Consider the following 24,250-nt stretch of genomic DNA (forward strand, 5'->3'; position numbering starts at 1 on the left):
ATATTCTGAGTATTCCAATATCTATTCTCAACATTTCCAAGTAAGCAAAATAGCAAAAAGATCACCCTAAATTTTTATTGTGACTCTCTTCCGTAAAGAATCCTCTTTGGTTTTTTGTTGTCAAAAATCTCCATCAGTCCATCAAGGTAAGCAGAAGAGATAAAATATATCCTTGTAATTTTATGATCATCAAAAAGTATAATACTTACTAATGAAAGAAGATACTTTTTTAATAATCTTATTATGAACTTAAATTTACTATTTGAATATATCTTTCCCAAATATGTGAGATTCCGGATTCCATAATAAGTCCTCCAAAGCTCTCTGTAAGGGATTCTGTAGAACATTTTTCCAAAAAACTTTCTTGTTGGTAATTCCTGTTTTTTTAGAGCCCCCTTGTGTTTTATCACACTGCCGGGGACTAAATAAATCTTGCCAACTTGCTTTAGGCGGATACAATACTCAACGTCATCATGATATATAAAGAACTCTTTTTTAGGAAAACCTATTTTTGAAATAGCATCCCTATGAATTAAGATGCCAACAAAAGAAGCAAAATCTATTTCTGAAACCTTATGTTTATACACCTCATAGGGTGCTGGTTTCTGAATCAATGGAAATGGATTATCAAAATCGAGATATCCCCTAGTATACAGATTAATCTTGTTATACTCAACCACAGAGCTAGCTATGGCACTGATCTCTTCCAAGTTTAGAGAATCCAGTGCCTCTAGTAATTTTTCTAAAGCATTAGGAGCAGGTTCTGCATCATCATCCATTAACCACAACCAAGTATACCCCATACTATATGCTCGCTTTACCCCTTCATAGAAGCCTCCAGCTCCTCCCACGTTTTTGGGCATCCTAACATAATGGAATTTTATGCGTTTCTCCGACATTGCATCATGGATTATAAAAATTTTTTCCCATGGTTTAAGTAATTTGGGGGGTGGTAATTCTTTGATATACCCTTTTTCCAGAAGGAATTCTGGTGTCCCATCTGTTGAAGAATTATCTATGAGATAAATAGCATCTATTGGTCTCGTCTGTCTCCTTAGCGCTTCTAAGCATTCTAGGAGCAATTCTTTTCTATTATATGTAACTACAACAGCACATACTGTATCTTCTTTCATATTTTATTTGCCCCCATTAGTTTCTTGAACTCATCAAGTGCTCTTTGAATAACATCACTCATAGTGTAGTATTTGTACTCAGCTAGTCTACCAATGAATATGAATCTTGTCTTGCTTTTATTATTTAACAACCTTGCACGTTCATTATATAACTGGTATCTTCTGAGATTTTCTTTCCTTGGGATTGGATAATATGGCTCGTTTTTTGAAGGAATGTACTTCCTAGGATACTCATAAGCGACAGTTGTTTTTGGGTGTTTTTGGAATGTTAGTCTCTTAAATTCTGTAATCCTTGTAAAATCGTACTCATTGGGATAATTTTCAACGGCTGCATCTAAAAAATATTCAACATTATAAGTTTCAAATTTGAACTCTAAGGATCTATAGGGTAATTCTCCGAATTCATAATCAAAGAAATAATCTATTGGGCCGGTATATATTAGTATTCCCTTCCAAGGTTTTCCAAAAAGAGAAACTTCACCAGTATCGATATCAACTTCAAGAACCTCCTTATAATCTGTATTCAGTAATATCTTGATATTGGGATTTAATAACATTTTGTAGAACAATGTAGTATACCCATACTTTGGCATCGCTTGATATTTATCATTAAAATATCTGTTATCTCTAGAGAGTACCACTGGGACTCTATCTAGTACCCCAATCAGCTCCTCGGGAGATTCTTCCCATTGTTTAAGAGTATAGTTTAAATAAACTTTCTCATAAACGAAGTTTGCTAGGGACTTCAAATCTTTGTCTCCAAGTTCATCAGCAACTTTTTTTAGTTTAAGTATTGGTATTCGAGTACCATAACCGAAGTGTTTTACTAGTTTTAATTCTAATGATCTAGCTGTTTCTGCAGGGAATAGCTTATATAGTGAGTTCAAATTAAACGGTACTGGAACTTTTGTTCCATTTATATTTGCCAAAACTTTGTGTTGATATGGGATCCACTCAGTGAATTTTGAAAGATATTCAAAGACTTCTTTTGAATTCGTTCTAAATACATGAGGCCCATATTTATGGACAAGAAGTCCCTCCTCGTTATAATAATCATAGCTATTTCCTCCTATATGGGGTCGCTTTTCAATAATTAATACTCTCTTCCGCAATACATTAGAAAGTCTCTCGGCCAATACACTTCCAGCAAACCCACTTCCAACAACAACGACGTCGAACATGTATTCAACACCGTCAATGTCTGTGGAATCAGCCTTAAAATATTTTCTGTGTTGATGTCTTCTATCTACCTTTTCTATACTCACAACTACTGTCTACAAAACCACGAAAGACATACAGTGTAAGTAGGACTTCCTTAAAAGATTACTAGAGGCTGTATATTGCCCGTAGCATTATAGAATTCATAATGCACACAAAAAATTATTAAGAATAAAGATTGTGGGATATAGCGTATGGGGATCGTTAGTGATTAATTGCAGAGGAGGTAAGAGGAGGTAATAACTATGGACGATATTATTCTGATAATCCTCGACACGCTTCGCAAAGACTATGGGGAAAAGTACCTTAACCCCATATTACGAAGATATGGGTTTGTCTACTATTCAAATGCGATTGCGCCATCGCCTTGGACATTCCCAAGTCATGTCTCAATATTTACTGGGAAGTACCCAGCAATCCATGGAGTACATGAAACCCGTGATATGAAGATACCAAAGATCAGAATCAGAGAACATTCACGGTTCCTTACTACACAACTTTCTGGGATGGGATATAATACAGTACTAATAAGTGCGAACTCTTTAATTCAACCTAACTTTGGATTTCGTGGGTTCAATGAGGTATATGACATTTTCTGGTATCCTGAAAAACTTTCGCATAAGGATGTAGAAATTATCAAAAAATACAAATCAAAAAATTCCGGGTACCTATCAACTGCCATTAACTTAATCTATCATAGAAAATTTGAAGTTCTCTGGAGGGCGGTTGAGGATGTTATATTATACAAAAAGATTCTATCACGTATCAGGAGATATCCCCTTGATAAGGGGATTAATAAAGCCATTTCAATTCTAAAGAATCTTGACTTAAAAGATAAGAACTTTATCGTTATAAACCTAATGGAAGTTCATGAACCATATAGTATGAAATATCCAGCATTAGGGGGGATTGTCACTACCCTTACTGGAAAGGTTACTAAAGAGCTTATAGAAGATTGGAGAAAAGGGTATCAAAAAGAGGCAGAATATCTAAGAAATAAATTAGAAATACTTTTAGGAATCTTAAAACAGAAAGGCCTTTTTGAGAACTCCCTGGTTATAATAACTAGTGATCATGGGCAACTTTTGGGGGAGAATAATCGTTTAGGACATGGTGTATTTTTGGATGATGAACTAATTAGAGTTCCTTTATGGATAAAATATCCAGACGCTCTTTCTGAAGTATCGATTGACAATACAAGTGAAGAATCTGCCCAGTATATTTCTCTGATCAGGTTATACAACACTATAATAGAAGCTGCAATTGGAGACGGAGCATCTTCCTTATCGGATAAGATTGTGTTTTCTGAAACATATGGTAATCCCAGCCCCATTCCATCGGATAAGTTATCCCCCGAACTAAAATCCAGGATAGAAGATATAGAGAAGCATCGCATAGCCATCTACTACAAGAACTTCAAGGGCATCTTCAACGTTACCGACTGGAAGTTCGAGGAGATAAAATCCTATGACCCCAACATTAAGGTTACAGAAGACGTTGTGAAACACATGAAAAAAGAAGTCGTAAAGTTCCTCAAAACGGCCACCGTGGCAAAAGTCCCGAAGATAAAGCTCTAAACAAACTTCCTTAAAATCTTCTTTATTCTCCCCAGGTTTATTCCTAGCCTCTTCTCCACCGTCAACAAAAGTTCAACATCCTCCCTGTCAATGCTCCTGCTTAAAAGCACCAGCAGAGCATAGACCGCCAGGAAAACGACGAGCACCGGGATCGCGTGCCATATGTCTTCCACGTCCAGATTCAGCCATTTAAGAACTCCAAGCAAAAGGAAGCTGATTCCCAGCGGCTTCACGTAGTTCCAGCTGAATGGATGTATCCCAGTCATCTTATAAAGCCAGTATGACCTGAAGACGTTGGCCACGAAGTAGGAAACCGCCGTGGCGACGGCGGCACCGACCATTCCATACCGGGGTATCAAAGCTAGATTCAGGGAGATGTTGGATACCACGGCAAAGGTGTCCCCTACCATGTTGAGCTTTGGCTTTCCAATAACGATAAGCGTCATGCCGTTTAGTCCCAGAAACGTGTGGAACATGAACCCCAGAGACAGTATCTGGAGTGCCGGTGCGGCGGAGACGTATTTCTCGCCGAAGAGGAAGGATATGGTGGCCTTTGGAAAGAGGAACATGACGGCAAATATGGGGAGCGTCAGGAGGAACACCCACTTCGTCAGGATCTGATAGACCCTCCCCATCTCCCCGATCTTCCCCTGGGCGTACAGTGACGTGACTATGGGGGAATAGATTACAGACGCAGAACCCAGAAAGATGGGGATCAACCTTGCCAGGGGAGTGGCCGCATTGTACAATCCTACGACCTCCGAGCCCTTGTAATAGCCGAGCATCAGCGTGTCGGTCCATGTCATCAAAAAATTCAGAATTCCAACGAACATCAGGGGGAGGGAAAAGAGAACCAGCTTTTTCCCGAGGGCAGGATCAAAAGAGGGCTTTACGTTAAAAAGCCGGATCCTGTGCACCTCAAAGACCAGGGCCAGAAATACCGCCGATTGAGTCAGGATGTACATCCAGAATATTGAAGTAAACGGGAGGCCGAGAACAGCCATGAGCACAACGAGTACAAGCCAGACTATCGGATAGACTATGTTCCTGAAGTACACCTGCTCCCTGACCCTTCCGAAGCCCCTGGAAACCGCAACCACCACACTTGTCAGGGCCCAGAACGGCAGGGCAAGGGCGGCTATCTTTAATGCGTAGACCAGCCTCTCCTCGCTGAACACCCGGGCAGCAAAGCCCGAGCCGAGCACCAGGAGCACCGTGATTACAAAACTGCTCGCCGCGACAATAACCAGAGCCGTTGAGACCAGATCCCCAATCTTAGAAGGCTCCCTCTCCCTGTAGAACGCCACCTCCCTCGGCAGGGCGTTCTGAAAGCCCAGCGTCGCCACAACGAGAGCGATGTTCAGCACCGTCAGGGCTAGATTAAACACTCCATACTCTCCAGTGGAAAAGTACCTCGCTATCACCGCCCGGCTTAAAAACCCGAAGAGCATCGAAATAATCGTCCCGGCAAAGACGATCCCCGTTCCCCTTGCAATCTTCTGCAGTGCCTGGCTCGCCTCGCTCATGGATTTCACCTTTAGTCTATTGGTTGTTCTTAATAATCTCCTCAAGCTCTCTGAGTCTCCTCTCAAAGAGCTTCTCTTCGAAGACCCTGAATCCGACGTAATCCGCCAGCATTACCTTAATGTCTTCCTTGTACTGACTTTCGTTTAAAACTTCATAAATTGAAGCTGGCTTGTAGCTCTTAGCCTTATAAAGCTCTCTTAGAATGTCCCTCCTGAGATGGAAGTCCTTCTCACGCCACACATCTCTTTTCTTATAGAAGCCCATTATAAGAGAGTAAACATCAATTACGTCCTTCCAGTGCTTGTCCCTCTTGTCGTCTGGATAATCCTCCGCATTGGTGTAGATGTCGAACTTTAAAGCCAAGACTGCCTCAGGAAAAGCAACGTCAACATCCCCTTCAGCAATTAGATCCCTGCCGAAGTCACGAACTTCAAAGTGAACCTTTGAATAATATCTATTCCCGAAAATTGACGAAGCGAATGGGGTGTCAAAGCTGAGCTGAGAAGGCTTTTTATCAAAGAGGAAATCCACCTTCACATCTTCCCTGACGATTAAGGTTTTGATGGGCTTTGCAAATCTGAAGCCCGCGCTTTGAAAGCCAAGGTTTTTCATGACCTCCTTTATTTCCTCAAAGCTTTCAGCCTTTGCGAGGAAGTCAATGTCAATTGATGGAATACCATTGTATCCTAAAACGTTATCCACCCAGTAATACACACTCCAGCCGCCAACAAGGATAACCTTTCCTTTTAGCTCTCCGGCAATTTTGAACATTGCGTTTATTGACTCCCTGATAACATTATTGTTGTAGCTCCTTGAATCATAAACCTCAAGGAAGATATCCTCGGAGAGTTCAAACCCCTTCATTCTCCTCACCTTCAATTGTGGAAACAACGGTTTCAAAGACATCGTCAAAGAGCCTTGTGTACGTCCCCTGGACGAGCATATCGGCCAGAATCATTCCCCAGCTTGGGATGTAGTAACCGTTGAGCTCCTTCCGGATTTTGAAGTAGAAGTCATCGTAGATGTAGACCTTAAAGGGGTAGCCTTCAGGATCCCTGAACTTCATGAGCTCTTTGAATGTTTTTTCACTTGCATAAATGATCCCACCCGCGGGGCTGATTATCCTGCCGAGCAGCCAGAGGGCAGAGTTTCCGGAGAAGAGAACCAGATCCCTCAGGTCGTAATCCGGGATAAGCCCCATGGTCACCGGGCTCAGAGAATTCAGGATTATCTCCTTATCCTTCGCCCACCTGAATATCAGCCCCTTCCTGTCAAGGATCACCAGCTTTCCGCCCGGCACCACCGTCAGATAATTTTCCTTTCTTAGAGTCCTGACAACCTGAAAGACGTACTTGTAGTTCATCCCGGTGATTCTTGAGATTTCAGGGACTGAAATTGGGGCGTGATCAAAAAGCAGGCTGTAAATCTTCTCCCTCGAAGTTGGGGGTTTCACTCTATCCACCAAATCTATAATATCAACAAATATTTAAAAGTCTTTTGTTGATATTGAGGATAAAAACATGACTGGAGTTGACTCGCCTCGCTCATTAGAGATCGCTGTGATAGTTTTAATTTGCCATGATTGTGTTTGTTAACTCTATAAATATCCCTTCTCCTGTAAATACCCCTTCAATGCTTCTTTCCAAGGCTTCATATTTAAACCAAGCTCTTCTAGCTTTTCGTTCTTCAGCGCAGAAAACCTCGGCCTCTTCGCCAACCTGTTAAGTTCATTCGATTTTATGGGCTTTATCTGAACGTCCCAACCCAGGATCTTGAACACCGCCCTAGCAAACTCATACCACGAGCAAAAGCCTTCATTAACCATATGATAAACCCCAAACTCCGGTTTCAGCTTTAAAAACTCCTTCAAAGTTCTGGCGACGTCCTTGGTATACGTTGGACTCATGAACTGGTCGTCCACGATTCTAAGCTCCTCACCACTTTTTGCCCTTTCAATGACCCATTCTACAAAGTTCCCGCCCTTGCCGCTTGCTCCAGCTTTTCCGTAAAGGCTTGCCACTCTGATTATATAATGCTTAGAAGAGTAGTTCCGAGTGAAAATCTCCCCAGCGTACTTGCTAGCCCCGTAGACGTTTATCGGGTTGGGTGTGTCTTCCTCAGTATAAGGCTCCCCCTTTTCGCCGTCAAAAACATAATCTGTGCTGATGTAAACGTTGATCGCTCCAATATCATTGGCAATCCTTGCAACGTTTAAAGCCCCGATTGCATTAACGGCAAAGGCTTTCTCTGGATGAAGCTCGGCGTCATCAACCCTGACGTAAGCAGCCGTATTGATAATAACGTCAGGCTTAACCTCTTTCAAAATCTTCAAGCTGTCTAAAACAGCCACATCGAGGTCTTTGTGGGTTAAAGGAACAACCTCAAATTCGGGATCTTCACTGGAAATTTCTACCAAATCTGTTCCGAGCTGGCCGTTTGCTCCAACTATAGCGATCCTCATTGAAGACCACCAAGTCCACTTAATTTTTCGGGGTTATCAAGAAGGGTTATCCCTTCCCCTTCACACGCATCAGCAAAATCCTTGTCAAAAGATATCAGGTATCTGACATCATAGAACTTGCATGTGGCAAGAATCAGCGCATCATTGGGCAGCAGACCATATTTTATCATGTACTCAACTGCAAGAGTTTCGATGGTTCTGTTAATCTCCAGATCAAAAAAGAGCTCAAAGAGTCTAGCAAAATCCGTCAAGTCCTCTTTTAAGTTCTTGATCATGTCTGGGTCATGTTTCAACGTGTAAGGGCGTTCTCCAGTTAACGCCCTTATGTAAACCATAAGGGCCTCACTGAACACTATTCCATTTGAGTACAAAATATCAAATCTCTCTTTCAAGTCCAGCAGGTCAATACTGCCTTCCAGATGCTCAATTATTACGTTGGTATCCACAAAAGCTGCTAGACTGTCCATTCCTCCTCGACCTCTTCCAAGAGTCTTTTGAGATCCACTCCCTTGAACTTCCCGTGAAGTTTTTTCACACTGTGTTCTATGACGATTTCCCTCTCGATTATTCTTTTGAGCCTGTTGATATCCAGTGTTTTCAAAATCTCGTCTGGGACGTTGAGCTCTATCGCTATCTTTCCCATTCTCTCACCCGTTCAACTATTCTGCCTTAAGAATATAAAATACTTCGCTTCCCTAGAACACCCATCCCCTTTCAATTAACTCCCTTAGAGTTGGCCACTTCTGATCTTTCGGAGAGATTATTGGATCTTCGACTGGCCATTTAATTCCCACATCCGGGTCGTTCCATATGAGCCCACCTTCGTGGTCGGGAGCGTAGACATTGTCCACCTTGTAAACGACCTCTGCAACATCGCTCAGAACTACAAACCCGTGGGCAAAGCCCCTCGGGATGTAGAGCTGATACTTGTTGAACTCCGACAAAATGACGCCAACGTACTTTCCAAACGTCGGCGAGTTCTTTCTTAAATCTACTGCAACATCGTAGATAACTCCCCTCACACACCTCACTATCTTTGCCTGCGCATAGGGCTCCCTCTGAAAGTGCAAACCTCTGAGAACGCCGTATTTTGAGCGGGAGTGGTTGTCCTGCACGAACTCCCCCTTAATGCCGGCCTTCTCAAAGTCGGGCTTCTTGTAGGTCTCCATGAAGAAGCCCCTTTCGTCTTCAAAAACGCGGGGCTTGATAAGGATTACATCTGGGATCTCCAGCTTCTTGAACTCGAATGGCATTTTTATTACCTCCTCATTCAAGGAACTCAACCTGAAGCTCTGGGGCGACTTTCTTTATCTTTTCAAAGTGCTTGTCTTTCGTTATTAGAGTTAGCCCCCGGGATATTGAAACCGCGGCTATTACGATGTCAACTGCAGGAACCGGAGTGCCTTCTTTCACAAGCTTTTCCGAGAGCTCAACCGCGAGTGCGTACTCCTTTACGGTGGGTATCAAAAGGTTCAGGTCTAGGAGAGCCGCTTTGGGATACTCAACGAGGTTAAGTACTGTTGTGTATCCTTCTTCTAGGCTGTCTCTGTTCCTTGCTGCGTCTATCAGGACGTTCGTGTCGTAGAACTTCTTTTTGTTCGATCCCATTCCAGCTCCCTCACTTTTTTGTAGTATCCTTCGTAAGCTTCATTATGGGTGGCTTCTATCTCCTTTAGTGTCTCTTCCCCAAGAAGACCTCTAAACTCGTCCATAGAAATCTCTGCCTTTGAACTTTCCAGTTCTTGGAGGTACTCTTCTATAGCCCTTCTCGCTATTTCGCTCCATTTGATTTCAGGATGCTTCTTCATCCTGCGATAGAGCTCTGGGGGGATGGAAAGGGTCATTGTAGGCATAGCATCACCTTAATAAATTATGTGTGCACACATATTTAATTGTTGCTACCACCCCAGCTTCCAGGGCGTGGGATGGAGAACTTTCTCATTGACTAAAGGCTTCCACCACCACTCGTTTTCAAGGTACCATTCGACGGTCTTCTTGATGCCCTCTTCGAAGCTGTATTTTGGTCTCCACTTAAGGTCACGGGTTATCTTCCAGGAGTCGAGTGAATACCTCAAATCATGGCCGGGCCGATCCTCTACGAACTCGATTAGGCTGTCATCTTTACCCATGAGCTTCAAGATAGTCTTGACAACTTCTATGTTCCTCTTCTCCTCGCCGGCGGAGATGTTGTATATCTCCCTGGACTCCCCCCTGAGTAATACTGCTTCAATGGCTCTAACATGATCCTCCACATAGAGCCAGTCTCTCACGTTTTGACCCGTGCCGTATATCGGGATCTTAAGCCCCATGTTTGCCCTTATTATCGTCTTCGGAATGAGCTTTTCAGGGAACTGGTAGGGGCCGTAGTTGTTGGTGCACCTCGTTATGGAAGCGTTCAGGTCGTAAGTCCTCGCCCATCCAAGGACGAGGGTGTCGCTGGCGGCCTTCGTGGCCGAATAAGGGGAGGACGGCATCAATCTGTCGTTTTCAGTAAAGGAGCCCTTCAAAATGTCGCCGTAAACCTCGTCTGTGCTTATGTGAACGAACCTAATTTCAGGATTTTCTCTCCTAACGGCCTCTAAGAGAGTGTAAGTTCCAATAACGTTGCTTCTCAAAAAGTGCTCCGGGCTTGAAATGCTCCTGTCCACGTGACTCTCAGCGGCAAAGTGAACTACCCCATCAACTTTCTTAACGAGCTCGCTCACGAGTTCGTAGTCTGTTATATCTCCCTTAACGAAGGTGTACCTCTCGTTCCCTTCGATGTCTTTCAGGTTTGCCGGGTTTGAGCCGTAGCCGAGCTTGTCGAGGTTTATAACTTCCCAGTCTTTATGATTTTCCAGAATGTAGCGAATGAAGTTGCTTCCTATGAAGCCCATTCCCCCCGTTACCAACAACCTCATGGTTCCACCTCACAGTATCAGCCTGGAATTGTCGCCGATGACCAGCTTTCTGCCGAGTGGGTGGGCAGTACCGTTAATTATCTTCACTCCACGTCCTATCAGGCTCTCGACTATCCTTCCAGCGTTCCTGATTTCGCTACCCTCAAGGATTATTGAGTCCTCAATCTCTGTGTTCTCAATAACGACGTTGTCCCCAATGCTGGTGTAAGGTCCAATGTAGGCGTTTTTGATCCTGCAGTTCTTCCCTATAACGACCGGTCCCTTGATTACGGTGTTCTCGTCAATCTCAGTCCCTTCATCGATTACAACCCTCCCATGGATTCTGGCCTTCGTATTGACTTTGATATCTGTCTCTATGTCATCAAGGATGAGCCGGTTGGCATCTAAAATGTCCTCGGGCTTTCCTGTGTCCTTCCACCAGCCGGTAACCTTTGTCCAGCCCACCTTATAGCCGTGGTCGATGAGCCACTGAATTGCATCTGTAATCTCAAGCTCGTTTCTCCAGGACGGCTTTATGTTCCTCACGGCCTCATGGATAACCGGCTTAAAGAAATATATGCCAACCAATGCAAGGTTGCTCGGAGGGACCTTAGGCTTCTCAATCAGGCGTTTGATGGTCTTGCCGTCTTCGCTCAGCTCGGCAACACCGAACTGTTGCGGATTTGGAACCTCCTGGAGGAGTATGCTTGCATCAAAATCGTTCTCTTCGAAGTACTTCTTGTGCCTCACTATTCCCTCACGGAGGATGTTGTCGCCGAGGTACATTACGAAGTCCTCATCGCCTAGAAAGTCCCTTGCAACGAGTATTGCATGAGCTAGGCCCTTGGGCTCCCCTTGGTAAATGAACTCGATGTTCGCGTCCCACTCCCTGCTCATGACGACTTTCTTAACCTGCTCTGCGTTGGGCCCGACTATTATCCCAATCTCGTGTATCCCGGCTTCGATTACATCTTCAATGGCGTAGAACAGCACCGGCTTGTTTGCGACGGGAATTAATTGCTTCTGTTGGGAATATGTGAGCGGCCTGAGCCTGGTGCCGTGGCCTCCGGACAGAATTAGGGCTTTCATGAGAGTCACCCAAAAAATTCTCTGGATGGCTGTGATATTAAAAGTTTTTGGAGTAAAACAGAATTTAACAACTGCACAGGATTTGGAGCTAGAATTACCCACAGGCTGATTTTCAATAGCTTCAAAACTGCACAGCAAAACTCATATATTTTGTGAGTAAGTTCTTTAAGTAGAGTATAAATCCAGAGAGGTGCGAGTGTATGGATTTCAACAAAATTTTCAGGCCCAAAGTCGCGCTTCCCCTGATAACTACCGTTGCGCTAATTTTCAGGCTAATCCCCATGAGGTTCAAGTACCTCCTCGGTTATGACCCATATTTTCACCTCGCGTACATAGAGGAGGCGTTAAAGGCGGGAAAATGGTTCAACTTCCTGACGATCGCCGGAGGTCCGTGGGGATTCCAGGTAAGGCATTTCCACCCCCTCGGTCTGTGGGCAGCACCCGCCTACGTTTACAAAACCCTGAAAATTTTTGGCATCTCCCTCTACAATGCCTTCAGGATAACGCCGGTCATCTTCGGAGTTCTGACTGTTGTGTTATTCTACCTTGCCCTCCTGAAGCTTTACGGTGAAAAGGGAGCCTTTTTTGCATCGCTCTTCCTCGCGGTTAGCTTTGGTCATGTCTTTCGCTCAATGGCGGGCTACTACCGCGGCGACAACTACATGCTCTTCTGGTACTCGGTGGCCCTCTTCGGAATTGCACTCGCCATGGAGAAGAAGCACCCAAGATGGAGGTACAAAAGGCTGGCTTTCTACGTTATACCTGCCCTCGCGAGCGGCTTTGCGGCGGCTTTCTGGCAGGCATACTATCCGATTTTTGTGTTTCTTCTGGCCAACGGGGTCTTCCTGGGGGTGGGCGCTTTTCTCCTCGGCAGGGACAAGTACATCCTCGACGGGATAGCGCTAACGGTCTCCACTGCCTTTGGTGTCCTCATCGCAAACTACCTTGGAGGCAAGGTTGGATATGGGATGCTCGGATACGATCAGTGGCTGGGCAGAAAGGTTGCCGAGAAGTTCTCGCTCGAACTCACCACAATAAAGGACGCATACCTTCTTTTCCACCTCAAGTATCTGGTGGCCCTCGCCCTGGTGGGACTCCTGGCCCTCTTCGCGCTATCAAAGTTCATCGGGGACAAAAGGCTGAGAGGCATAACAGTTGTGGTGTTTGGAGCCATCGCCGTTTATCTCCTCCTAGCGAGGTTTGAGGGGCTGAAAGACCTCTCAACTGGCTTTGGAATATTCAAGAAGGTGCCAATCTCGGAGACCCATCCACCAACATTCGACGACCTCTGGAACGCGTTCGCATTGGGTCTTTTCATCGCCCCCCTCTTCTTCCTCCGGTTCAGACCCGGGAAAGTTAAGGTTCAGGACTTCATGCTCCTTGGGCTTGTTCTGCCCAGCCTGTACATGATCAGGACATGGACGAGGTTTCTCTTCATAGGTTCTATGGGAGTCGCCCTGATGGCAGGAATCGGATTGCTGGAGCTTTATGAAATTTTGTCGAGGTTTGATGGGAAAAAAGGACTCGCCCTGACACTTGGGCTCCTCGTCCTTATTCCAACTGTTGACGCGGCCTTTGGTCTTGAGAAAGTTGCTGCACAGAGGCCCTTCATGAACGAGCACTGGGAGAAGGCCCTAACTTGGCTCGGAGAAAACTCAAACAAAAACGACGTTGTCTTGGCCTGGTGGGACTACGGCCACTGGGTGACCTACTACGCCAGGAGGTCTCCCGTGGCCCAGGGAAGCCCGAATGTAGCAGTGGCTCTGTACTACCTTGGCAAGCTTAATGAGAACTGGGCGATTAACCGTGGAGTTGACTACGTCATCGTTTCCTACTATGACTTCCTGAAGTTCGGTGCCATAGTGGACACAGCGAGGATGCATCCAAAGTACAACGTGAGCGAGAACTACGGCCTCGTTGTTCTGCCGATGGTTTCTTCAGTTGGGGCGCTCGTCTTCAGAAATGGTGGCTACATGGTCGTTGCGAGGCCGGGCGAGGAGTGGGACGTTGAGATAAACGTTAACGGTCACGTGTTCGCGCCGCGGGAGGTCTACGTTGAGTACGGGGATAAAATTATAAGACCAAACCTGGCTCCGTCAGAATCCGATGCGTACGTCTACATAAACCTCAACTATAACTACGCGGTCCTCATGAACGGTAATGCCTTCAACACAACCCTGGCGAGACTCTTCATAAGACCCGAAAATCCCTATGAGCTGGTTTACTCCGATGGAGGGCTGATAAAAATCCTGAGGCTTAAGCATCCGAACGTTGTAGTTAAAAGAACGGGTGGCGAGACACTCCTTCAGTTCGAGAACGCAACCGGGACGAGGCTCGGAATCTGGGGCTTCCTCGACAACGGTACGATGGTCTTCAAGAAGTGGTACAACGTTGAGGGGCTAAAAGAGTTTGAGCTACCCCCCAAGGTTAACGGGACTGTGATAAGGTACGCTTACGCCGAAGGCAAGAAAATCGTGGATAGGGGAGTGTTCAGAAGGGACTGACCTTACTTCTTTTTCAAAACTTCGCCCTTAAAGTCTTCCCAAAAACTTGAGGATGTATATCCTCGTCCTCACGTCTAGGATTGAAGAGAGTATATCCCGGATGTTGCCCTTCATCATAGGGTTCAGCCTGAACGCCTCCAGTACTTCCCTCGCGCCGCTCTTATCGCCGCTGAAAAGCTTCAGTATCCCTATCTGCAGGAGGTGGTAGCTTAGAATCTTGGGGTTATGGCGTATATCTCCATGTGTCTCTATCATCCTGTACCGTCCGGCCAGGTACTTGGCAAAAGAAAACTGGCCGGGATGAATGGAATAGTCAACCAGCGGCTCGTCTATGGCTCCGAAACGGCAAACTTTGGCCATCCTCAGCCACATGTCCCAGTCCTCGCAGGTTACGAAGTCCTCTCTGAAGAGCCCAGCTCTCTTGAAGCACTTACGCCTCACCATTATCGTGGATGTTCCGGTTATGTTGTCCTTCAAAAGATGCCCATAAACATCCCCACTCGCCTTAGGGTGCTTTATCCCCAGAACTTTGCCCCGTTCTAAGGAGTAATACGTGAAGGCCGTATAAACCAGCCCATAACCCGGAGGAAGTCTCTTAAAGGCCTCGATCTGCAGCTCAAGCTTGTTTTCCCTCCAGCGGTCGTCATCGTCGAGGAATGCTATGAACTCCCCTCTGGCCTTCAAAACACCGAGGTTGCGGGCGTTCGCTATGCCTTTCCCACGCTGGGGGATGTATCTGAGCCTTCCGTCCCCGAAGGAACGCACGAGTTCCCTCGTTGATTCCCTCCGGGCTCCATCAACAATCAAGACCTCAAAATCGTCGAAAGTCTGGTTTAATACGCTGTCTATGGCCCTTTTCAGGAGCTCGTCCCGGTTGTATGTGGGTATTATTACTGATACTCTCAGAGGCATACGGGAAGTTCAGGGCAGGAGCCTTAATAATGGTTGCGGGGAAAAGCTCACGGAACAACTGCCATCCCCAGGTGCTTGAGGAGTATCTTTTTGGCGGTCTTCTCAAAGTCTCTCTTTTCGCTGGCAATTCTTTCGAACTTCCAGTCCTCGACGTTGAAGACCGCCGTGCCCTCGGGGTGATATAGCTTTATCCTGTACTTCTCAAGTTCCTGAACCACTGAAAGCTTGTCCTTTGAGAGGCTGGGGTAAGGATAGTGTGTCCCAAAGGTCTCGGCGATTGCATAGCCTGGAGAAGCAGGAAGAGAGTTACTCGTCACTAAACTCAGAATGAGGCCCTTTATCCTTGACAGACTGAAGTAGCCCTCAACGGGGGGGACTTCTGAAGGTAATCTGAGGAGTAGAGGAACCCTCAAAAGCTCATCATCGAGGAAGACTCCATGTCCGAGCCTCCCGTCCTCACCGAGGAGCTGGCCGTGGTCGCTTGTGACTATAACTATCGAGTTGTTTAATAGGTGCCTCTCATCCATCCTCTTCAGTATCTCAACGAGTTTCCTCTCCAGGTAGTCAACTTGCCGCTGGTATCCCTTTCTCCACTTTTCAACGAGCTCTGGCTCTTCACCGAGGAGCCTGTTAATAACTGGTGCATCCGTGAAGCCCTCAAAGAGAGAGTACGGTTCGTGGACCTCCATGAGGTTCATGAAAACGTAAGAAGGACGAGAAAATTCCAGCTCGCTGACAAGCTCTGCCGTAATCTTTGCCCCCTTATCAACCGGCCAGCCCTCCTTGTACCTGCTCAGGATTCTGGCCAAAACCTTGAGCGGCAATTTGACCTTTTTCTCCTTAAGGAGCGCTAATAGAAGTTCCAGAGCGCTCTTAGGGTTGTATTTCTTGAGAACTCTGTTAAGTTCTTCTCTGTCCTTGTCCTCTATGAGAGGTTTAAGGGTGTCGTGGAACTCGCGGAAGGACTTCAGGCCAAAGTCTGGACTCAGAAAGAAGTTGGCTGTGAGGTTGTATGTCCTGTAACCGGCAGAGGAAAGTATTTCGTGGAGGTAAGTCCCATCCTCCCTGAACCTTATGTCTGGAAGCTTTCTCTTCCGACTCTCGTGAATCCTGTGGTAGAAGGGATACAGTCCGGTGAACATCGATGCGTGGCTCGGTATGGTCCATGGAGAGGGGGCGATTGCCCCCTCCACGCTGGAGAACCCGAACTCCTTGGTAAGTCTTCTCTCTATCCTCTCTGAGTAGTCCTTTCTCAGCGTGTCGAGGACGATCAGGATAACGTTGGGCCTATCCACGGAGCTCACTCTCCCTCACAGGCACGAGCTTCCTTGCATTTCTAATCCGCTCTAGCTTTTTTAAGTTGCTCGCCAGGCTCATGTCAGTTCTTATAAACTCCCTTAGCGCAATGTTTTCCAGTCTCTTCTCCCCCAATTTAAAGGCTTTTATATAGCCTGCAACAAGGCCGTAGGCCTTCAGCGGGTTCGAGGGGAACAGGATTACACTCCTAGCCAATAAGGAGGTAAAGGACGTCCCAAGCTTGTAGTTCGACCAGCCGAGCATCTCGTAGCCCCTCAGGAAGCCGAACCGCCCCTCGGTCTCCCTGAGCTGAACGGCTATCGCATCAACTACTTGGGCGGTCTCCCAGCCGAGGAGCCTCGCGAGGTAGTATGAAACCGTGTCGGGACTCGGTCCCAGCCGGTAGCCGCCGACTTCCCTGAAGCACTCCCTCCTAAAGAGCCTCGGGCTCCCCTTGGGTCTCGCTGGGTCTGTTCCCTCCCAAACGAGACGGCCGTTCCTGATGTAGTACCCCCCGCCGCTGAGTATCCCGAGGCGCTCGTTTTCGTGAAAAGCCCGTATCAGCTTCTCGAAGAACCTGCGTTCAAGTACGAAGTCAGCGTCGAGAACCCCGATGTAGCCGAAGGGGATTCTCTTCCCGATCGCGTAGCTGATAGCCACTCCGAAGCCCCTTCTAACAACGTCGGAATAGCGGTACCTCAGGTCGTACCCAACAGCCCTGTCCTTCAGGTGGATAACCTTAATCCATCCGTGTTCCCTGGCGAGGTCTTCGGCTATTTCGCCCGTCCTGTCGTTGCTGTTGTCGTCAACGATCACCCAGAGCCTCGGCCTGACGCTTTGGTTGATGACGCTCCTGGCTAGGAGGGGAAGGTTCTCCTCTTCGTTTTTGGCCGGGGTAACTATTATGTAGCCCCAGCTCTTCGAGCTCCTATACCTCACCATCTCCCTTCGCCCTTCTGACGATAAGTCTGAAGAGATCCTGGGGCTTCTCTATGGTTTCCCCAGTGTTGCTACTGAAAAATCCATGGTCGGAATGGTCTCCACCCCTCGGATCGCCGGGGATTGGTTCCATCCCGTGGTCTGAGATTATGTAGAGAATGTCTCCATCATCGAGCTTTTCTGAAATCTTTTTGGCGAGTTTATTGAGGTCAATGTAAACGTTCATCAACCTGAGCTTTTTCCTTATCAGGAAGTGTGAGAGCTCATCTAGGAATGGTGTGTACCAGAAGATTAGCTCGTAGTTCCCTTCTAGGGCCTCAAATAGGGCTTTTCTATCGTTTTCATACGTTCGCATTGCGTACTCGATAAGGGGCTTCAAATTGCCCTTAACGGCCTCTTTCATAACTTCCTTGACTTCTGGGGTTGAGACGTTTCTCCCGTAAGATGGCACCCCATTAGTCCAGCTCTTCTCGAAGTAGTCAAAGATTGTCTTGTACTTCTTTGTACGAAGGAGGTAGTTGTAAGTCTCTTTGAAGGGATCAGGAGTCATGGCGTCGCCGATTCGCTTCCTGATTGAGAGGGGGAGTATTTTAGCTGCGAGTTTGACATACCATGGTGTCTTTACTTTCGTTATGTTTCCCTTGTTGGCAATAAACTTCTGTCTCTTGATGAAGGGTTCCTCTATCTCTGGAATCTTCCGCCCGGTAAGCATGGCCGCCCATATTGGAGGCGTTACTATAACTTCAAAATCGGATAAGTCGGTTTTGGTATACGCCTCCTGCTTAAGGTGCTTTAAGTCCCACTCATCAACTAGGTTATATTCGAGTCCGTCTATGCCGAGTATCACAACTTTCATTTTGTCCCCACCAACATCGGATCACATTTCAAGCGTTGTACCCCCGTTACATTTTTAAGCGTTGTTCCATACATATGCCCGTGGAAAATGTAATCATTATAATGCCATACTCTGAAAAACCTATTGGGGGAAGAGAGACTGTTGCATACAATACTGTGGTTGGGTTGTCCTTAAATGAGGGATTACTCAAAGAGAATGGTCTTTTTATTGAAATCCTTTCACTTTCAAAACGTTCCCCAGGCTTTAAGAGGGTTGCGGAACGTGTGACAGTTCGGCGTGTTCCAGTATTTATTGGTGTTAATGATTTAATAATGTCCCTTAGGCTTCTCCAGATGAAAGGAAAACTTGACTTGCTCCATGACAATGACCTGTATTCTTGCTTCTTTTCATGTTCTTCGGATATTCCAGTTGTTTATACGTTGCATAGCATGTTTTGGAAAGTCAAAACTATGACGCGGTTGCCTATGTTGAAGCTTTACCATTGGTATAATATACGGAAGTTTTTTGCATTGTATCCCCGACTTAGGGGTTTCGTGGCAATATCACGGGCAATTATTAATGAACTTAAATCTAGAGGTATTTATGAAGAAAATATCCCTACGAGTGTCATTGAAAATCCTGTGAATGTGGATCTTTTTAAAATACCTGAAAGAGAGATCTCAGATCCTCCTACAATTATGTACCCTGCATTAATAAGGCCTTTAAAGAACCAGCTAACCCTTTTAAGAGCGATCAAATTGCTAAGGGAGGAAGGATTTCGCGTAAATTTAGAGCTTATTGGGAGTATTAAGGACATGAAATATTATTTTAAAATTCGTAAATTTATCAAAGAGGAAGGGCTTAAGGATAGTGTGAGAATTGTACCCGGAGTTTCATATGATACTATGGTGAAGTATTATGCTAGGAGTGATATTGTAGTTGTTCCATCTTTACAGGAGAGTTTCGGGATGGTAGTCCCTGAAGCAATGGCAGCGGGGAGGCCTATAGTTGCATCAAACATACCTGCATTCAGAGAAAAAATCGAGAACAGAAGAGATGGCATTCTCATAGATCCTAAAGATCCAGAGGATATTTCTGAAAAGATTGGCAACATTATTAATTCCTACTCGCTCCAGAGAAAGATCGCGAGGCGTGCAAAAAGAAAAGCTGTTAATAGGTGGCATCCAAAGATTGTGGCGAGAAAATTAATAGGATTTTATTTGGAGGTATCTATGGAGGGAAACACATGAAGGAAGGTCTTGTGTCTGTTATTATGCCTGTGTACATGGACTACCCGTATATTATCAAAACCTTGGATAGTATAATATCCCAAACGTATAGGCCAATTGAAGTTTTAATAGTTTATACCCCAGGAGACGAAAAAACCCTAGACGTCATTGAAAATGCGTCTCAAAACTATGAATTTATTCGAATACTAGAAAGCGAAGCTAGAGGTCCCTCACCGGCAAGAAATATTGGCATTCGGAAATCGAGAGGAGAATATATTGTGTTCATTGATGCTGATGATTACTGGGATAGCAACTTTTTGGACGCATGTATTAGGGCTATAAAAGAATACTCAGCAGATACATGTGTTACAGACTATTACATTATCTTTGAAAATGGAAAGAGGAATAGGGTAGCAAATTTAGTCAAATTCCCTACTGTCCTCGACTTTCTCAATGAGAAAGCATGGATTCGAGCTGGGAATTCAGTTCTGTCCTCTAAAATAATAAAAAAAACAGGCATAAGATTTAGGGAATCGTTATTTTATGGGGAAGATACTTTGTTTTTCTTAATGTACCTCCTTAATGCTCAAAAGGTAGTTTCTGTCCAAGAACCATTGTTCTATAAAACCATAAGAAAAGGATCTATAACAACAGATGCCGAGCTTGTTACTCGCCGGATAGAACAGGCAATACTCTCTGCAAAGATTTTTGAATCATATGTCCTGTTAAGGAGTTTTGAAAACAGTAATGAGATACTTAGAGCCTTTTATAGGCGGAAACTTCCAAGGGATAAGTTAATCTCAAATATAAGAATGGCTAAAGATAGGTTAAAGGCCATCGAACTTTTCCTTAGGTACTGGAGATATCTGAGTAAGTTTGATATAGGATTTGATTATTATTCTCTGAGTGCTGTAGTCTCCTTGATTGATGTATTCATTCCAGGAACACAAAGATTATTAAGTTACCTCTTTGATATACTAAGGAGGATGTAGGGATGTTCACGAAATCACTCCACTATATTCGGATACTTTTTAAAACAATAAGGCATGTAAGGACATCAAAGAATGTTTTCCTTAACTATCTTGGGCTGACTCAAACATGTAGGGTTGTCTGTAGGAATGGTCTTGATCTTGGAACTTGGACAAAGAAAGATTATCAACTCTTAGAAATAATTCCTGCCCTATGTATCTTGAGTGAATATGGCTTTGAAGTCAAGCGAACTACAACTGGTGTGTCAGTTAATAATATTGAATTTAGATTACCCTCTAGGAGGGGTGCAATACTAAACTTACTACGCTTAATTAGGACATTAAATCCTGTCAGATTGCATCAGGAGGGTACTAATGTTTACATAACTTTTCCATATAATGGGAAGGAAGTAATTTTTCAATGCGATCCATCTCTTGGTCTATTTGGAACTTTGTGGGAGATATTTGGGGAATGTGAATACTGTGGAATTGATGTGAACAGGAAATACATCTTGGACATCGGGGCATTTGTTGGAGATAGTAGTATCTACTTTGCATTACAAGGCGCTAAAAAAGTGTATGCCATAGAGCCAAATCCCTACCTGTTCCCAATATTGGTTGATAATATACATCTCAATAAGTTGGATAATGTTATATGCCCTTACAATCTCGCATTATCTGATTTAAACGGGAACCTTGAGTTTTTTATTGATAAATTCTCCTATGCCCGCTCTGGGATTTACAAGTGGGGAGAAGATAGCTCCGAGGAAGTGATTAGAGTCCCTGTTGTGGATATAGCGAGGTTCCTAAGGGAGCATCCTGCTGATGTACTCAAAGTAGACTGTGAAGGGTGTGAATATTCCGTTATCCCTCGCCTAATAGATTCGGGATATATAAAAAACATTGAGGCAATGATATTGGAAGTGCACAAAATAGGAAATTATGTGCCTATGGAGCTGGTTACTCTGCTAAAGCAACATGGTTTGGTAGCAACAAAAAGAAGGGACGATAAAACCCTAATCGTGTCGTTTTACAATAAACGATAAACACGTCATTATCCCCTGGCTTATTACTGTGGCTATTGCTGCTCCCTCTGCACCATACTGCGTTATTAAGAAAAAATTAAGAAGTACATTGATTAGAGCTGTGCCTCCTGCTATTTTTGTAAAACTCAGCTCTCTTCCTGTTGCGCTCAAAAAACTCCCAAATAAAGAGTTTAAAAACATAAATGGAAGAGCAAAGGCGAGTATTTTCAGGATAGAGATGCTCTCAAAAAATTCTTCACCAAAAACTGTCCTAATACCAAACCCCGAAAAGGCATAGTATCCGACTGCCCCAGAAATTCCAAGTCCTAGGAGCATTTGAAAGCTCTTCTTAAATAGCAATTCGAGCGTTTTTTGGTCCTCTATGTGAAGCCTTGCCATTGATGGCATTGTGATAGAGATAACTATGCCTGGAACAAAGAGAGAAACCTCGACTAGCGTATATGCAGCTCTATAAATTCCAGTCTCATAATCTCCTTTCATCAGACTCAGCATCACCATGTCCGTTCTGTAATAAATTAATGAAAAAAATCCGATAAGCCAGAAGGGATATGATTTCTTCAGAAGATAAATCCATATTTGCGGTTTAAATCGAATACTAATTCTATTGACAAATCTAGCGCCCCATACCGTCCTCATAGAATCTCTTATTATGTAGCCAATAAGGAGCATGATTATGAATAACGGGAGACGTTTATAAAAGTAAAGAACCGTTCCACCAACAAAAAATGCCCAAATTCTTTCAACAGTTCTTGCTATTGCTTCGTACTTGGTCACTTCATAGGCATACATAAGTCGTACAAACACTAATGAGACCCATGTAAACATAGCTTCAGCCCCGACTATTACTATGAGCGCCTTGATCCCCCTAGGCTTTGGAAGGATGAAAGTTAGAGCAATTATAATGATAAAGTTAACTAGCGCAAGGACAACCTTAAGCCCCAGCACACCCGGAAGAAGCTCATCGGCTTTACTCCTATCTCTTGCAACCTCTCGCATGAAGTAGTAGCTAACTCCTAAATCTGAAAAAATTCCCAGAAGTCCAACGTAGTAAAAGATGAAGGAGTACTGGCCAAGTCCCTCTGGTCCGAGAGTTCTACTAAGAATGACTATCACACCGTAGGCCAAGAGCTTTGAGATAATCTCTGCACCGAATAACCAGCCAGCATTTTTTATCAGTTTCGATTTTAAACTATCTGCCATTGCAATTTCCAATGGAAACTGAAAAATTAAAAACTTATTGCCCTTTTTTGTGTTTTAAAATAAAGTTCTACTTTAGCTCGGTGCTCTGGCACTTCTTGCTGTCTAGTAAGTGTGCTTCAACTTAATGATCTTACTACTGTGAAAATTCCTATTACTAGAATTATCACGTTTATAAGCTTCTTAAGCTTCTCCCCATTTGTGATTGAGTTTAGATGCGTGCCCAGATAAACTCCCGGAAGCGTCCCGGCAGTCAGAAGAAGGGCCAGATGATAGTCAACGCTCCCAAAGGCAGCATGGTTCAGAAATCCCATCAGTGAAAGTGCCAGGCCGTAGAGAAGAGAAACCCCAACTACCTCCTTTGGATCTACCCTCGCAACGTTCATGAGGGCAAAGCTCACTATAACCCCCGCCCCAACCGATGTGAACTGGATTATCAGACCTGTAATGAATCCGAGGAGATAAACGTACTTCCACTCTCTCTTTACAGGGATGTGAAGCTCCCCCTTGAAAAGGCTTAGAGTGGCTGTAATGACCAAAATTATGCCGAGGAGGAGCGTGAGATAGTCATCTATCGAGTATTCCTCTAGCTTCTTCAACACAACGGCTCCGAGGATTACCGCGGGGATTCCACCGGCTATGAGCCTAGAGGCTATGTCGTGCCTTATCTTTCCTTTTCTGCCCTGGAAGAATATCCCAAAGATTCTGGTGATTGTTGCGTAGAGAAGATCAGTCCCCACCGCCGTTAGAGGCTCAACACCGAGGAAGATGAGGGAGGGCGTCATCAGAGCCCCACCGCCAACCCCAGTAAGGCCAACGAGGAAGCCCACTAAAAGGCCGAGCCCGACGAAGATCAGTTCCAACGCCCTCCCCCCATAACCTCAAGGCAGATAGCCAAGCTCTTTAGCTTTCTGGATCACTGCTTCAACTTCTTCTTCAGGCGTCATCTTTGAGGAATCAACCTTCACCTCTGGGTTCTCGGGCTCCTCATAAACTCCATCATAGCCTGTTAGGCCCTTTATCTCTCCCCTCAACGCTTTCGCGTAAAGGCCCTTCGGGTCGCGCTGGATTCTAACCTCAAGGGGGGCATAGACGTAGACCTCTATGAAGTTTCCTATCTCCTTTCTCGCGTACTCTCTGACTGCCTTGTAGGGCGAGATAAGGGAAACGATAGCGATGACACCGTTCCTGCTTAGGAGCTTTGCCATGTAGATAACTACACGGTTGTGCATCTCCCTCGCTTCCTTGGAGAAGCCAAGCTCCGGGTAGAGGGTCTTCCTTATCGTATCCCCATCGAGAATCTCGACGCGGTAGCCAATCTCCCTTAACCTCTTGGCGAGCTTGACCGCTAAGGTTGTCTTTCCTGCACCGCTTGGACCTGTGAGCCAGATCGTGAAGCCCTTTTCTAAGTTTTTAGTTTTCTCCAATTTTTGCACTCTC

25 protein-coding genes are annotated in these 24,250 nt (G+C 45.0%); 5 read left to right on the plus strand and 20 right to left on the minus strand.

Annotated elements, in window-relative coordinates; translation table 11 throughout:
* Positions 1–74: 74 nt before the first annotated feature.
* A complete protein-coding gene (locus A0127_RS06545; RefSeq protein WP_062389530.1) occupies positions 75–1,133 on the minus strand; it encodes a glycosyltransferase family 2 protein in 1,059 nt (352 codons plus the stop codon).
* Positions 1,130–2,314, minus strand: a complete 1,185-nt coding sequence (gene glf, locus A0127_RS06550) for a UDP-galactopyranose mutase (protein WP_062389532.1) — start codon at positions 2,312–2,314, stop codon at positions 1,130–1,132. Before glf ends, A0127_RS06545 begins: the two co-directional genes overlap by 4 nt.
* A gap of 282 nt (positions 2,315–2,596) precedes the next feature.
* Between glf and A0127_RS06555 the strand changes: the two genes are divergently transcribed.
* Entirely contained in the window at positions 2,597–3,928 is a 1,332-nt protein-coding gene (locus A0127_RS06555) for a sulfatase-like hydrolase/transferase (RefSeq protein ID WP_062389534.1), read from the plus strand.
* Here the strand turns inward: A0127_RS06555 and A0127_RS06560 are convergent.
* From A0127_RS06560 to A0127_RS06610, 11 genes are all read right to left on the minus strand, one after another.
* The gene (locus tag A0127_RS06560) at positions 3,925–5,454 is read right to left on the minus strand and encodes a flippase (protein WP_062389536.1); all 1,530 of its coding nucleotides are present in this window, start codon (positions 5,452–5,454) and stop codon (positions 3,925–3,927) included. The genes A0127_RS06555 and A0127_RS06560 overlap by 4 nt on opposite strands.
* Positions 5,455–5,470: 16 nt before the next feature.
* Complete coding sequence (locus A0127_RS06565; RefSeq protein WP_062389539.1) at positions 5,471–6,319, minus strand: hypothetical protein; 849 nt, start codon at positions 6,317–6,319, stop codon at positions 5,471–5,473.
* Positions 6,306–6,917 carry a helix-turn-helix domain-containing protein gene (locus A0127_RS06570; RefSeq protein ID WP_231855740.1) on the minus strand — a complete coding sequence of 204 codons (612 nt, stop codon included), beginning with the start codon at positions 6,915–6,917 and terminating at the stop codon, positions 6,306–6,308. The genes A0127_RS06565 and A0127_RS06570 overlap by 14 nt, the downstream gene beginning before the upstream one ends.
* 135 nt (positions 6,918–7,052) lie before the next feature.
* Positions 7,053–7,916, minus strand: coding sequence for a dTDP-4-dehydrorhamnose reductase (rfbD, locus tag A0127_RS06575; RefSeq protein ID WP_062389545.1), 864 nt, complete (start codon positions 7,914–7,916; stop codon positions 7,053–7,055).
* On the minus strand, positions 7,913–8,383 hold the full coding sequence (locus tag A0127_RS06580) for a type II toxin-antitoxin system VapC family toxin (RefSeq protein WP_062389548.1): 471 nt from the start codon (positions 8,381–8,383) through the stop codon (positions 7,913–7,915). Before A0127_RS06580 ends, rfbD begins: the two co-directional genes overlap by 4 nt.
* Positions 8,371–8,559: a hypothetical protein gene (locus tag A0127_RS06585; RefSeq protein ID WP_054840609.1), complete on the minus strand. Its 189-nt coding sequence runs from the start codon at positions 8,557–8,559 to the stop codon at positions 8,371–8,373. Before A0127_RS06585 ends, A0127_RS06580 begins: the two co-directional genes overlap by 13 nt.
* Before the next feature lie 52 nt (positions 8,560–8,611).
* The gene (rfbC, locus tag A0127_RS06590; RefSeq protein ID WP_062389551.1) at positions 8,612–9,169 is read right to left on the minus strand and encodes a dTDP-4-dehydrorhamnose 3,5-epimerase; all 558 of its coding nucleotides are present in this window, start codon (positions 9,167–9,169) and stop codon (positions 8,612–8,614) included.
* Between the two features lie 13 nt (positions 9,170–9,182).
* Positions 9,183–9,524 carry a type II toxin-antitoxin system VapC family toxin gene (locus A0127_RS06595; protein ID WP_062389554.1) on the minus strand — a complete coding sequence of 114 codons (342 nt, stop codon included), beginning with the start codon at positions 9,522–9,524 and terminating at the stop codon, positions 9,183–9,185.
* On the minus strand, positions 9,482–9,769 hold the full coding sequence (locus A0127_RS06600; RefSeq protein WP_062389557.1) for a hypothetical protein: 288 nt from the start codon (positions 9,767–9,769) through the stop codon (positions 9,482–9,484). The genes A0127_RS06595 and A0127_RS06600 overlap by 43 nt, the downstream gene beginning before the upstream one ends.
* Before the next feature lie 45 nt (positions 9,770–9,814).
* Positions 9,815–10,816 carry a dTDP-glucose 4,6-dehydratase gene (rfbB, locus tag A0127_RS06605; protein ID WP_062389560.1) on the minus strand — a complete coding sequence of 334 codons (1,002 nt, stop codon included), beginning with the start codon at positions 10,814–10,816 and terminating at the stop codon, positions 9,815–9,817.
* 9 nt (positions 10,817–10,825) lie between these two features.
* Positions 10,826–11,884, minus strand: coding sequence for a glucose-1-phosphate thymidylyltransferase (locus A0127_RS06610; protein WP_062389562.1), 1,059 nt, complete (start codon positions 11,882–11,884; stop codon positions 10,826–10,828).
* 200 nt (positions 11,885–12,084) lie between these two features.
* Between A0127_RS06610 and A0127_RS06615 the strand changes: the two genes are divergently transcribed.
* Positions 12,085–14,388: an STT3 domain-containing protein gene (locus A0127_RS06615; protein ID WP_062389565.1), complete on the plus strand. Its 2,304-nt coding sequence runs from the start codon at positions 12,085–12,087 to the stop codon at positions 14,386–14,388.
* Between the two features lie 27 nt (positions 14,389–14,415).
* Here A0127_RS06615 and A0127_RS06620 read toward each other — a convergent pair whose 3' ends face one another.
* Genes A0127_RS06620 through A0127_RS06635 form a run of 4 tightly spaced genes read right to left on the minus strand, consistent with a single transcriptional unit; the run spans position 14,416 to position 18,391 of the window.
* Entirely contained in the window at positions 14,416–15,300 is an 885-nt protein-coding gene (locus A0127_RS06620) for a glycosyltransferase (RefSeq protein ID WP_062389568.1), read from the minus strand.
* A 47-nt stretch (positions 15,301–15,347) separates the two neighbouring features.
* Complete coding sequence (locus A0127_RS06625) at positions 15,348–16,595, minus strand: sulfatase-like hydrolase/transferase (RefSeq protein WP_062389571.1); 1,248 nt, start codon at positions 16,593–16,595, stop codon at positions 15,348–15,350.
* Entirely contained in the window at positions 16,588–17,538 is a 951-nt protein-coding gene (locus A0127_RS06630) for a glycosyltransferase family 2 protein (RefSeq protein ID WP_231855741.1), read from the minus strand. Before A0127_RS06630 ends, A0127_RS06625 begins: the two co-directional genes overlap by 8 nt.
* Complete coding sequence (locus A0127_RS06635) at positions 17,525–18,391, minus strand: alkaline phosphatase family protein (RefSeq protein WP_156471173.1); 867 nt, start codon at positions 18,389–18,391, stop codon at positions 17,525–17,527. The genes A0127_RS06630 and A0127_RS06635 overlap by 14 nt, the downstream gene beginning before the upstream one ends.
* Before the next feature lie 80 nt (positions 18,392–18,471).
* On the opposite strand from A0127_RS06635, the gene A0127_RS06640 reads away from it, so the two are divergent.
* From A0127_RS06640 to A0127_RS06650, 3 genes are read left to right on the plus strand one after another with little or no spacing between them, the layout of a single operon-like run.
* Positions 18,472–19,620 (plus strand): glycosyltransferase family 4 protein, encoded by a 1,149-nt coding sequence (locus A0127_RS06640; protein ID WP_197463565.1) that lies wholly within the window; start codon positions 18,472–18,474, stop codon positions 19,618–19,620.
* Complete coding sequence (locus A0127_RS06645; protein ID WP_062389577.1) at positions 19,617–20,591, plus strand: glycosyltransferase family 2 protein; 975 nt, start codon at positions 19,617–19,619, stop codon at positions 20,589–20,591. Before A0127_RS06640 ends, A0127_RS06645 begins: the two co-directional genes overlap by 4 nt.
* Before the next feature lie 2 nt (positions 20,592–20,593).
* Positions 20,594–21,613 carry an FkbM family methyltransferase gene (locus tag A0127_RS06650; RefSeq protein ID WP_062389579.1) on the plus strand — a complete coding sequence of 340 codons (1,020 nt, stop codon included), beginning with the start codon at positions 20,594–20,596 and terminating at the stop codon, positions 21,611–21,613.
* Here the strand turns inward: A0127_RS06650 and A0127_RS06655 are convergent.
* The 3 genes from A0127_RS06655 to cysC form a co-directional block, all read right to left on the minus strand.
* Positions 21,584–22,813: a flippase gene (locus A0127_RS06655; protein ID WP_062389582.1), complete on the minus strand. Its 1,230-nt coding sequence runs from the start codon at positions 22,811–22,813 to the stop codon at positions 21,584–21,586. The two genes, A0127_RS06650 and A0127_RS06655, sit on opposite strands and share 30 nt — an antisense overlap.
* Positions 22,814–22,929: 116 nt before the next feature.
* Positions 22,930–23,673 carry a sulfite exporter TauE/SafE family protein gene (locus tag A0127_RS06660; RefSeq protein ID WP_062389585.1) on the minus strand — a complete coding sequence of 248 codons (744 nt, stop codon included), beginning with the start codon at positions 23,671–23,673 and terminating at the stop codon, positions 22,930–22,932.
* 18 nt (positions 23,674–23,691) lie between these two features.
* The gene (gene cysC / locus A0127_RS06665; protein ID WP_062389588.1) at positions 23,692–24,237 is read right to left on the minus strand and encodes an adenylyl-sulfate kinase; all 546 of its coding nucleotides are present in this window, start codon (positions 24,235–24,237) and stop codon (positions 23,692–23,694) included.
* Positions 24,238–24,250 lie beyond the last annotated feature (13 nt).

Origin of the sequence: Thermococcus peptonophilus, assembly GCF_001592435.1 — an archaeon.
GTDB classification, from domain to species: Archaea; Methanobacteriota_B; Thermococci; order Thermococcales; family Thermococcaceae; genus Thermococcus; species Thermococcus peptonophilus.